This window comes from Ottowia sp., assembly GCF_047975795.1.
Classification (GTDB): domain Bacteria; phylum Pseudomonadota; class Gammaproteobacteria; order Burkholderiales; family Burkholderiaceae_C; genus Ottowia.
Map to the genome: position 1 here is coordinate 1 of NZ_JBKEEE010000052.1, position 11,003 is coordinate 11,003.

Here is an 11,003-nt window from a genome sequence, read left to right on the forward strand (position 1 = left end):
GCTGGTGTGGCCGCAAGACGGTGCCGACGCACAGGCCACTTTGGCGGCCGTCACATCAGCCGTGCTGGCCGACAACGCCCACACATTGGGCGTCACCGTACTCACCGCGCTGGCCCGCCCGCGCGCCATCGACATCACCGCCACCATCACGCGCGAGGCGCTGGCCCCGTCCGACCTGCTGGCGCAGATTACCGCTGCGCTGCCCGGCTGGATCGACAGCTACGCCAGCTTGGGGCGCGACATGCCCCGCAGTTGGATCAGCGCACGCCTGCACGTGCAAGGCGTGGCCGGTGTGGCCTACCCGGTGGCAGCCACCCCACCAGAACTCATAACCCTGGCCGACGACGAATACCCGGTGGCTGGCACCATCACCTTGATGGATGGGGGCATCGCACAGTGACCGACGCGCGCACCATCCTGCCCCCCAACGCCACGCCGCTGGAGCGCGCGATAGACCAGACCGCGCCGCAGTGGGCCGCACTGGCCGACGCAGTGCGCAGTGGCACCTACCACGACAGTTTTTTGCCTTGGCTGGCCGCCGAATGGGGCTTGTCCGACCTGGCCCGCCACTTTGCCGACACCCGCGCCCTGATTGATGCCGCATTGCCCTGGCTGTTCGAGCGCGGCACCCCGGCCGCTGTGCTGCGCGCGCTCAGTTGGATCGGCTTTGCCACTGCCCGACTCGATGCAGACGGCCCTTGGCTGCACATTGATTTGGGCCGCACCGCCAGCACCGCCGAGCTGGCCGAAATTGCCCATGTGGTGCGGGCATCCATACCCGCCCACGTCAGTTTTTATCGCGTGTATTACGCCTGGGACTTGCGTGCCATATGGCTTGACGGCGGCACCAAACTGGACTCAGGCGTACTCGACAACGAAAGCGGCGCGTGGGTCGACATTACGGGCGACGACCCCATCAAAGTCAGCTTTGGCCGGCGCAGCGCCGCACTGCTGCCGCGCAGCCTGGGCCAGCCGCTGGCGCGCTGCATCAGCACTGGCCGCAAGCCGGCGCAGCGCCCGCACGCCGGCGCACTGGACGTGCAGCGCCTTGATTTTCCGGTGCTGCCCACTGCCTTGGGCGGCGGCATCACGGTGCGCCCCGCGCTGGCCCCGCAGCGCACCGCCAGCGCGCCGCCACATGCCCGCCGTGTGCCCACTGCTGCCAGCTTGTGCGCCGCGCCCCTGCGCCGCCAGCCGCAGGCGGCCATCGCCATCACCCGCGTGGCCTGTGCGCCGCGCCCGCAACCGCTGGCCCGCACCTGGGACACCGTCGCCGCCTGGGATGCACTGCCCTGGCACCACACCCACATTCTTAGCCGCCTTACTACGGAGACCGCTTAACCATGTCCGCCACCTTGCAAGACGCCGGCCGCACCGCGCTGGCCACCGCTCTCAAAGCCATGCCCATGCACCTGGCCTGGGGCCGTGGCGATCCCGCCTGGGACACCACGCCCGAGGCCGAACCCACCGACGCCACTGCCTTGGTGGCCGAGGTGGGCCGCCGCAAAGTCACCAGCGCCGAATACGCCACCCCCGACGCGGCGGGCGTGATCCTGATGCCAGGCGGCGAACGCTTTGCCGTCAGCGCCACACCCACGCCCTGGCTGTACCTGCGCACCGTGTTTGATTTTGCCGAGGCCAATGGCGAAACCATCCGCGAAGTGGCCCTGTTTGTTGGCGGGGCCACCGACGCGGCATTGCCGCCTGGCCAGCACTACTACACCCCAGCGCAAGTGACCGACCCTGGACGCATGTACCTGCTTGACCGGGGCGAGCGCATCGAGCGCACCGGCACCACCTATCAAGCCTTTGAATACATCCTGCCCCTGTAACCACCATGACCCAACCCATTTACAACCGTTTCGACGCCGCCGCGCCTTGGGACTCGGTGCTGTTCCACCCCGACCGCATTTTGCAAAGCGCCGAGGTCAACGAGGTGCAGGCCATCTTTGACCACCGCCTGCGCGCCATCACCGCCATCTTGTTTGCAGACGGCGACATCGTGCGCGATGCGGGCTTGATCGTCAGCCTGCCCAGCGGCGACACACTTTGCCAGTCGGGCGCTGTGTACCTGGATGGTGCGGTGCGCGCCGTGCAGCAAGCCAACATCACCATCCCCGTGGTGGGCAATGTCCATGTGGGCCTGTACCACCAGGTCAGCACCGTCACCGAGCTGCAAGCGCCCGAGCTGCTCAACCCTGCCGCTGGCACGCGCGGCTACATGTTGCCCGGCGCATCGCGCAAGCGTGTGGTGCTGTCATGGGGCGTGGAGGGCGATGGCCAACCCGGCAGCTTTTACCCAATCTGGCTGGTTGAGGATGGTGTCGTCCGACCCAAAGAGCCGCCGCCGAACCTTGATGCAGTCACGCAAGCCATCACCCGCTACGACCGCGACTCATCGGGCGGCAGCTACATCGTGCACGGACTGGCCCTGCGCATGCTGGACGACGACGCATCCGGCGCACAAGCCTACGCCTTGTCCGAGGGCACCGCCCGCGTGGCTGGGCTCAGCCACAGCTTTGCGGCCACCCGCCGCATACTGCACCCCACCGCCCCTGACGTGTTGCGCGTGGACTCTGAGTCGCATATGTCAAGCACCGAGGGGCCGCAGCGCGTGGACATCCACCGCTACCCGGCGGTGGGGGCCATCGAGTACCGCGTCACCAGCCGCCGCACCGTAGACGTAGTGCATGGCGGCTTTACCGGCGCGGCCGACCCATTGCCCGACAACAGCGTGCTACTGCTGGAATCGGTCAGCCAAGGGGCCAGCACCTTTGCCATCGGCACCGACTGCGCGCTCAACGCCGGCCAGGTCGACTGGGCCGCTGCCGGTGCCGAGCCATCCCCCGGCAGCACCTACCAGGTCACTTACACCTACACCCAACTGGTGACCCCCACCGATGCCGACGACAAAGGAGGCACCGTCGCAGGGGCGCTGGCAGGCACGCTGATCCAGGTCAGCTACAACCACGCGCAGCGCCGCATCGACCGCTTGATCCTCACCGCCGAGGGCGAATTTGCCTGGCTCAAAGGCGTCTCGGCACCCTGGACACCTGTGCCCCCCGTGGTGCCCGAAGACGCGCTGGCGCTGGCCAGCGTGGTGCAGTTTTGGGACAGCCGCCGCCGCGTGGCCCTGGACGGCGTGCGCATGGTGCCCATGCAGACCCTGGTCGCCTACGACACCCGCATGGACAACATGGCCACCGACCTGGCTGAGCTGCGCCTGGCCGTGGACATTGCAGGCCGCCACAGCGGCATCAAAAAAGGCTTGTTTGCCGACCCATTGACAGACGACAGCCTGCGCGATGCAGGCCGCCCGCAAACCGGCCTGATCAGCAGCGGCGCACTGCGCCTGCCGCTGGACGTGGTGTCCACCCGCGTGGGCACCCAGCTTACCGAGCGCACCGCACCGGCGCACACCAGCACCCCCGCACTCAGCCAGCCGTGGCGCACCGGGGACATGGCCGTCAACCCCTACATGGCCTTTGACCCATTGCCCGCCGCCGTAGTGCTGCGCCCATCGGTTGACCGATGGACAGAAAGCAAAGACAAGTGGCTTAACGGCATTGCTGGCCGCCAGTCCGATGCCAATACCATCGTGCAAAACGCAGTGGTCAAAACCACCACCAGCGCCATCGAAAATCTGCGCGCCACCACAGTCGGCTTCGAGCTGGATTTTCCGCCCGGCGAAGTGCTGGCCAGCGTGGTCTTTGGTGGCGTGTCCGTCACCCCCACCCCTGTGGATGGCGGCAGCCTGACCGCAGGTGCCAGTGGCATCAGCGGCGTATTCACCGTGCCCGACACCTTGCCGGCAGGCACTTATGACGTGGTATTTACCGGCGCGGCAGGCACCACCGCCGCCGCGCTGTTCACCGGCCTGGGCACATTAATCGAGCGCGAAATTCGACAAACCACGTTTGCCGTGGTGCGCAACAGCGACCCGCTGGCGCAGACCTTTACGCTGGCCGAGTCGGTGCAGTCCACCGGCGTGCGCCTGCGCTACACCGCCAAAGGCAGCAGCGCGGCCGTGGTGCAGGTGCGCGAATGCTCGCAAGGCATACCCACCACCAACGTGCTGGCCGAGGGCCGCGTGCCTGCGGCCGCCATCGCCATCGACGGCAACCCCACCACCATCACCTGGCCACCCACCTTGCTGCAAGCCGCACGTGAGTACGCGGTCATCGTATTTAGCGACGACGCTGACGCCGCTGTCGCCGTGGCCGAGCTGGGCGAGTGGGATCAGCACATGCCCGGATGGGTTGCCAGCCAGCCCTATCAAGTGGGCGTGCTGCTGTCCAGCAGCAATGCCAGCAGTTGGACGACGCACCAAGACAAAGACCTGCATTTTGATTTGCTTGCCGCCGACTACAGCACCGCAGGCACCACCACCGTGATTGACCTGGGTGTAGCCCCTGTGACCGACGCCACCGACTTGATGGTCGCCGCCTACGCCAGCCAGCCCAGCGCCGATGCGGCTTGTGTGTTTGCCCTCGAGTTGGACGACGGCACCACCCACCAGGTGGCACCCGACCAGGTGGTGCAACTGCCCAACCGCTACAGCGGCGACGTGGCCGTGTCGGTGGCGCTGTCGGGCAAAAACCGGCTGGGTGCCGTGCTGGAGCCCAGCGTGCAACTGATGGCCGCATCGCTGCAAACCAGCGGCACCTACATCAGCCCGACCCTGACCGCCGCCGCCGACAGCGACGTGAGGGTGATTTACGACGCCGATTTGCCTGCTGGCAGCGCCGTCACAGTCGATGTGCAGGCCGCAGGCACCGACACCTGGACATTGGTGCCGTTTTTGAGCAGCAGCTCGGCCACCGTGGGCGTGCTGGAGCTGACCCATCGGCTGGAGCATGTTGACGCCGCCGCAGGCCTGCGCGTGCGCTTGACCCTCACCGGCAGCCACACTGCGCGCCCTGCCGTCACCAACTTGCGCGCCGTGGTGCTGTGACAAGGGGCCGCACATGACCATCCCCGACGAACGCACCAGCGCCCACCAACTACCACTGCCCAACAGCGCGCGGCCACTGCACCAGGATGTGCAGCGCCTGCGTGCCGCCCTGCGCCTGATCGACCAGGCGTTGGCCGCGCGCGGTGCCAGCGCCACCACCTTGCAACAAGCGCTGGATCAGCACCTGTCTGCTACCGGCGCGCACACCAAGGCCCAGGTGGGCCTGGGCGCGGTCGACAACACCGCCGACGCCGACAAACCCATCAGCACCGCCACTGCCGCAGCGCTGGCCAGCAAACAGGCCAAGCTGGCCAGCGGCACCACCATCAAAACAGTGGGCGGGCAAAGCCTGCTGGGCGATGGCGACATATCTTTGATCGGCAGCCCCACCACAGCCGCCAGCGATGCCGACCAAAGCCAGTACACCTGGCATGCCAACGGCACCTTGCAGAAAAAAACTTTCGTTTTGAATGGGCAGGCCGGGGTGGTCGCCTACAGCTACACCGCCAACGGCTTGCCCAGCCAGTCCGTAACGGATTGGATGGGGGTGCGCGTCACCACCATCTACACATGGTCAGGCAGCGACCTGATCGACACCACCACCACCAAGGAGCCGCTGTGAGCGATGCCATCGCCCTCATGGGCAAAATAAGTTACCTATCCGGCACTCCGCTGGGCTACGCAGAGCCGCTGCTGATCACCACCAGTCGTGTGATCACGGTGCCATTTAACTGCCTGGCCACCATCCGCGCCATATCGGGCGGCGGCGGCGGCGCAGGCGGCGCGTTTGCCAGCGGCGGCAACGCAGGCACATATGCGTGGCTTGAGACGCCTTTAAAAAAAGGCGACGCAATTACCGTCACAGTGGGCGCTGGCGGGGCGGCCAACAGCAATGGCGGAGCCACCAGTCTAAGCGGCGCTGTAGCTGCCAGCATCCCCGGCGGGCGCGGTGGCGTGCTTGGCAGTGGCCAGCAACCTGCGGCCAATGCCGACCCGACCGGTTGGGACGGCTTTGTGCTGGGCGGGCGGGGCGGCGCATCAGCAACTGCTACGCGCAGTGGTGGTGGTGGCGCGGTTGGCCTTTTTGGTGAGGCTTATGACGGTGGTGCCGCCTCCACCGCCTCCACCGGCGGCGGTGGAGGCGTCGGCGGCGCAGGTGGCTTTCCTGGTGGTGGCTCAGGTGGCCCACCCTTTGGTGCGTCGCCCGGAGCGAACCTTATTGGAGGCACCGGCGAGGCCCAAGTTTCGGATTTGTTATCCCCATTTTTGGTTGCCGCCTGCGGTAGCGGCGGTGCCATCGGCGCAGCTGGCGGCAGTGGTAGCGGCGGTGGCAGCTCGGGCGGTGGCACGGGCACAGGTGGCGCAGGCGGCGCGTTTGGCGGTGGTGGCGGCAGCTTTCAGTCTAGTTCCGCAGGCGGTGGTGGTGGTGGTGCTGGCCTGGGTGGCGGCGGGGCAAGCGCATCAGGCGGTGCTGGCGGTCGCGGCGGCGTTGTTTTTATTTTTAAGCAGGTGGCGTAAATGGGCAAATACAAACTTGCAAACGGCGACGTGATCGTGGCCACCCCATCGTTCATCGACGCGCACCATCCCGGCGCAGAGATACTGCCCGAGGCCGTAGAGGTGACGGCCACGACGCGCAATATCACACGCCTGGCTTTTCGCAACCGCTTCAGCGTGGTCGAAAAAACGGCACTCGAAATTGCCTCGCTAGACAAGGCCACTGCGGCCTTGGCTACGCGCCAGCAGGCCGCCGCGCTGCGCGTGTACCTCAAAGACGTGGACTCATCTACGTTTATCGACCTCGACCGAGCCGAAACGCGCGCCGGTGTGCAGCAGCTTGAGGCGCTGGGCCTGCTGGCTGTGGGCCGCGCCGCAGAGATTTTGGACGCGCCCATCCAAGACGCGGAGCGCTACCAACCATGATGCTTGCCTTGCGCGCAACCCCTAGCGCATCGGCCACGCGGCCGCAGCGCTGGTTTTCCGCGCTCACCCGCTGGCGCTTGTGCAGCCAGTGGTGCCACGGCGGCGTGGTGCTGGATGGTGATCTGCTGCACAGCAACCGCGCGCATGGACTGCACCGCGTGCCCGCCGCCGACTGGGAGCCGCACAAGTGGCACCTGATCGACCTGGGCAGCGCCCGCGATGCGCAAGTTGCCACACTGTTTGACGTATGGGAGGGCACCGCCTATGACGTGCTGGGCGTGCTGGGCTTTGCCCTGCCCATCGGCGGCGATCAGCACCGCCTGTATTGCTTTGAGTGGTGCGCATTGGCTATGGGCATCCCGCATGCGCAATGGATGACGCCAGAGCGCCTATTGCTGCACGCCCTCAAAAACAAGGCTTAAAAAAGTAGCCCCCGCCGCTACAAACCCAATAGCTGGCATGCGCCGCGCGCGCATGGCCCAATGACCAACAACCCATCAAGCACAGGACACCACCAACATGGCCACCTCATTTCATCACGGCGTCAGCGTCACCGAAACGCTGGACGGCCAACAGGTCATCCGCATCAAATCGCCCAGCGTGATCGGCCTTGTGGCCACCGCCGACGATGCCGACGCCAGTTACTTCCCGCTCAACGTCCCCAAGCTGGTTACCAAAATCAGCGAGGCCCAAGGCAAAGCCGGCACCAGCGGCACGTTAAGCACCGCGCTGCGCGACATTGCCGACCAATCCATGCCGGTCATGGTGATCGTGCGCGTGGCCGAAGGGCAGGGCGCAGACGCGGCCGAAATTGCCGCCGACCAACTGGCCAAAGTGATCGGCACCAACGTGGCCGGTGCCTACACCGGCGTTTATGCCTTGCTGGCCGCCGAGACCATCACCGGCGTCAAACCCAAGATTTTGGGCATCCCCGAGCTGGACGTACCCGAAGCCCGCGCCGCCCTGGTGGCCGTGGCCAAAAAGCTCCACGCCATGGCCTACGCCGAAAGCCACACCGACAGCGTGAGCAACGCCATCACCGACTTTGGCACCCTGGGCGACCGCGAAGCCATGCTGATTTATGGCCGCTTTACCCGCTTTAACGTGGCCACCAAAACCACCGCAGAGGTTGGCCCCGTGGCCACCGCCCTGGGCTTGCGCGCGCAAATCGACGCCACGCAGGGCTGGCACAAAACACTCAGCAACGTGCCCGTATCGGGCGTGTCGGGCATCGCCCCCGCCTATGCCGTGCACTTTGATTTGGTCGACGCCAACACCGACGCCAATTTAATCAACGAGGCCAAGGGCACCTGCCTGATTGCCAAACAAGGCTTTCGCTTTTGGGGCAACCGCACCACCGCCACCGACGACCAATTTATGTTCGAGAGCTACGCCCGCACTGCCCAGGTGCTGCGCGAGTCCATCGCTGAGGCGCACTTTGCCTACATCGACCGCCCGCTCACGCCCGGCCTGGCGCGCGACATCATCGAGGGCATTCAAGCCCTGGGGCGCGACCTGGTGGCCAAGGGCTATTTGTTGGGCTTTAAATGCTGGTACGACGAAGACCTCAACGAGACCGATCAAATCAAGGCCGGGGTGCTGACCATCAACTACGAATACACCCCAGTGCCGCCACTGGAAAACCTGCACCTGATGCAAAGTTTTACCGACAAGTACCTGGCCGAATTTGCCACCAAAGTGGCATCGGCCGCCGCCTGATCGACACACCCTTAAGCCACACAAGGACACCACACTATGGGACTGCCCCGCAAACTCAAAGCCATGGCCGTTTTTGTCAACGGCACGCACTACGCCGGCGAGTGCACCGAGGCCACGCCACCCACCATGGAGCGCGAGACCGAAGACTACCGCGCAGGCGGCATGGACGGCCCCGTCAAGCTCGATATGGGCGGCAAAGAGCTGACCCTGACCCTCAAGATGGCGGGCCACGTGGCCGCGCTCATTACCCAATACGGTGGATCTTTGAGCGGCACCCAGTTGCGCCTGGTGCAAGCCGTGCAAGCCGACGACACCGACGCCGTGCAAGGCGTAGAGGTGGTCGCCCGTGGCCGCCTCATCAAGTTCGACCCCGGCAACGCCAAGGTAGGCGACTTGACCGAGCACGAGTACGAGTTTGCGCTGACCTACTTCAAGTGGATCGACAACGGCACCACCCTGGTCGAGGTGGACTACATCAACATGATCGAAAACGTGGGCGGCGTAGACCGCATGCAGCAAACCAAGGCCACGCTGGGAATCTAAAACCAGCGCCACACGCATCACAGCAGGCCCATCAGCCACGGGGTTTTCGGTCATCCCCGACTCCGCAAAACCGAACCTATTTTTGGAGTGACCCATGAGCAATAAAACCACCGTCCCCAAGGCCACCGCAGACACCACCGGCGCAGACACCACCGGCGTGGAGACCGCCGCCGCCGCCCAGCCGCTGGCCGATGCCGTAGCCACCGGCCCCCACATTGCCACCGAGCATGACTTTGGCCCGCGCTACACCACCCGCATCAACCTGCGCAAACCCATCCAGCGCGCCAGCGCAGAGATGCAACCCGTTGCCACGCTGTACCTGCGCGAGCCTACGGCGGGTGTTTTGCGCGGCATCAAACTGATCAACCTGGCTCATCTTGATGCGCAAGAGCTGCTGCAACTGCTACCGCGCATCGCCATGCCGCGCCTGTCTCCGCAGGAGACTGACGCACTCAGCCTGCCCGACACCCTGGCCTTGTGCGAGGCGTTTGGCGGTTTTTTGTAGCCCCAGGGCCGGATGGACAGGCACGCCCCATGGTCGCAGACCTGCACGGGGTGATGGCCAACCTGGCCCAGGTGTGGCACTGGCCACCCAGCGACCTGTGGGGCATGACCGTGCCCGAGCTGATGCACTGGCACGCGCTGGCCATGGATCGCAACCAGCCGGGCAAAAAATAATCGAGTGCGCTATCATGTACCACCATGTCCGATTTAATCTTGACCGTCATCGCTTGGGCCGCACTGGCCTTGATGCTGCTGGCGTGCCTGGGGGTATTGGCGCTGCCACTGCACCTGTGGTTGTTATCGGCCATGGATCGGCAAATAAAAAACCTGCGCGGCGGCTGATTGACGCCCCCGTGGCAAGGGGGCAAGCATGAGCAACGATCTGCGATTGCAGGTGCTGCTAGAGCTTAAAAACAAAGCGCTGGCCCCCCTGAAAGACCTTGCCAAGGGCAACGAAAAACTGGTTGCCGGACTGGCGACCACCCAGGCACAACTCGATAAGCTGGCAGGCCAGCACGCCGCCATCGAGCAATTTCGCAAGCTGCAAACCAACCTGGGCGAAACCAGCGCCAAACTGACCGCCGTCCGCTCTCGCCTGGTCGAGTTGCGCGCGGCCAAAACGGACGACGCGGCGGCGCAAAAAGCCCACAACGCTGAAATTAAATCCGGTGAGAAACTGCTGGCCAAACTGGAGGTCAGGCAAGACAGCCACCGCCGCCAATTGCAACGCACCCGCACGGCACTGGAAAAGCTGGGCGTGACCAACGTGGCCCGCGCCGAAGCCATGTTGGCCACCAACATTGACCGCGCCACCGGCGCTGCCAAACGCCAGCAGGCCGCGTTGGAGCGGCTGCAAAAAGCCCGCGAAAAACACACCAAAACGCTTACGCGCGCGGGCATGATCGGTGCTACGGGTGTGGGCATGGCCATGGCTGGCCACCGGCTGGGCCGTGGTGTGGGCACCGTGCTGGGAGCCTACAGCGAGCAAGAAAACGCCAGCAGCGACCTGCGCAGCGCCATGATGCTCCAAGGTGGCCAAGTGGCCCCCGAGTTCGCGCAGATGGACGCCCTGGCCAAGAAGCTGGGCGACCGCCTGCCAGGCACCACGGCAGACTTTGTCAACATGTTCACGATGTTGCGTCGCCAGGGCATCAGCGCACAAGCGGTGCTGGGCGGCACCGGCGAGGCCGCAGCCTACCTGGGCGTGCAGTTGCGCATGCCTGTTACCGAGGCGGCCGAATTCGCCGCCAAGATGCAAGACGCCACCCGCACCACAGAACGCGACATGATGGCGCTGATGGACGTGATCCAGCGCACCTTTTACCTGGGCGTGGATTCGGGCAACATGCTGCAAGGCTTT

13 protein-coding genes and 1 pseudogene are annotated in these 11,003 nt (G+C 65.3%); all 14 read left to right on the top strand.

Annotation, left to right across the window (positions count from 1 at the left end; translation table 11 throughout):
• A pseudogene (locus ACK5NW_RS08490) lies at window positions 1-400 on the top strand (baseplate J protein); the annotation flags it as partial.
• Window positions 397-1,341, top strand: a complete 945-nt coding sequence (locus ACK5NW_RS08495) for a phage tail protein (RefSeq protein ID WP_416927009.1) — start codon at window positions 397-399, stop codon at window positions 1,339-1,341. The pseudogene ACK5NW_RS08490 and the gene ACK5NW_RS08495, both read left to right, overlap by 4 nt.
• A gap of 2 nt (window positions 1,342-1,343) precedes the next feature.
• Window positions 1,344-1,832 (top strand): hypothetical protein, encoded by a 489-nt coding sequence (locus ACK5NW_RS08500; protein WP_416927011.1) that lies wholly within the window; start codon window positions 1,344-1,346, stop codon window positions 1,830-1,832.
• A 5-nt stretch (window positions 1,833-1,837) separates the two neighbouring features.
• Window positions 1,838-4,954: a DUF4815 domain-containing protein gene (locus tag ACK5NW_RS08505; RefSeq protein ID WP_416927013.1), complete on the top strand. Its 3,117-nt coding sequence runs from the start codon at window positions 1,838-1,840 to the stop codon at window positions 4,952-4,954.
• Window positions 4,955-4,967: 13 nt separating this feature from the next.
• Window positions 4,968-5,576 carry a hypothetical protein gene (locus tag ACK5NW_RS08510; protein WP_416927015.1) on the top strand — a complete coding sequence of 203 codons (609 nt, stop codon included), beginning with the start codon at window positions 4,968-4,970 and terminating at the stop codon, window positions 5,574-5,576.
• Complete coding sequence (locus ACK5NW_RS08515) at window positions 5,573-6,472, top strand: hypothetical protein (RefSeq protein ID WP_416927017.1); 900 nt, start codon at window positions 5,573-5,575, stop codon at window positions 6,470-6,472. The genes ACK5NW_RS08510 and ACK5NW_RS08515 overlap by 4 nt, the downstream gene beginning before the upstream one ends.
• On the top strand, window positions 6,473-6,877 hold the full coding sequence (locus tag ACK5NW_RS08520) for a hypothetical protein (protein WP_416927019.1): 405 nt from the start codon (window positions 6,473-6,475) through the stop codon (window positions 6,875-6,877).
• Window positions 6,878-6,885: 8 nt separating this feature from the next.
• Window positions 6,886-7,299: a hypothetical protein gene (locus tag ACK5NW_RS08525; protein ID WP_416927021.1), complete on the top strand. Its 414-nt coding sequence runs from the start codon at window positions 6,886-6,888 to the stop codon at window positions 7,297-7,299.
• Between the two features lie 97 nt (window positions 7,300-7,396).
• Entirely contained in the window at window positions 7,397-8,596 is a 1,200-nt protein-coding gene (locus tag ACK5NW_RS08530) for a phage tail sheath subtilisin-like domain-containing protein (RefSeq protein WP_416927023.1), read from the top strand.
• Window positions 8,597-8,632: 36 nt separating this feature from the next.
• Entirely contained in the window at window positions 8,633-9,139 is a 507-nt protein-coding gene (locus ACK5NW_RS08535) for a phage major tail tube protein (protein ID WP_416927025.1), read from the top strand.
• 94 nt (window positions 9,140-9,233) lie between these two features.
• Entirely contained in the window at window positions 9,234-9,644 is a 411-nt protein-coding gene (locus tag ACK5NW_RS08540) for a phage tail assembly protein (protein WP_416927027.1), read from the top strand.
• A 29-nt stretch (window positions 9,645-9,673) separates the two neighbouring features.
• Window positions 9,674-9,817 (top strand): GpE family phage tail protein, encoded by a 144-nt coding sequence (locus ACK5NW_RS08545; protein ID WP_416927029.1) that lies wholly within the window; start codon window positions 9,674-9,676, stop codon window positions 9,815-9,817.
• A 24-nt stretch (window positions 9,818-9,841) separates the two neighbouring features.
• Window positions 9,842-9,985, top strand: a complete 144-nt coding sequence (locus ACK5NW_RS08550; RefSeq protein ID WP_416927031.1) for a hypothetical protein — start codon at window positions 9,842-9,844, stop codon at window positions 9,983-9,985.
• Between the two features lie 28 nt (window positions 9,986-10,013).
• Window positions 10,014-11,003, top strand: a 990-nt coding sequence (locus tag ACK5NW_RS08555; protein WP_416927033.1) for a phage tail tape measure protein, incomplete at its 3' end; no start/stop codon positions are given.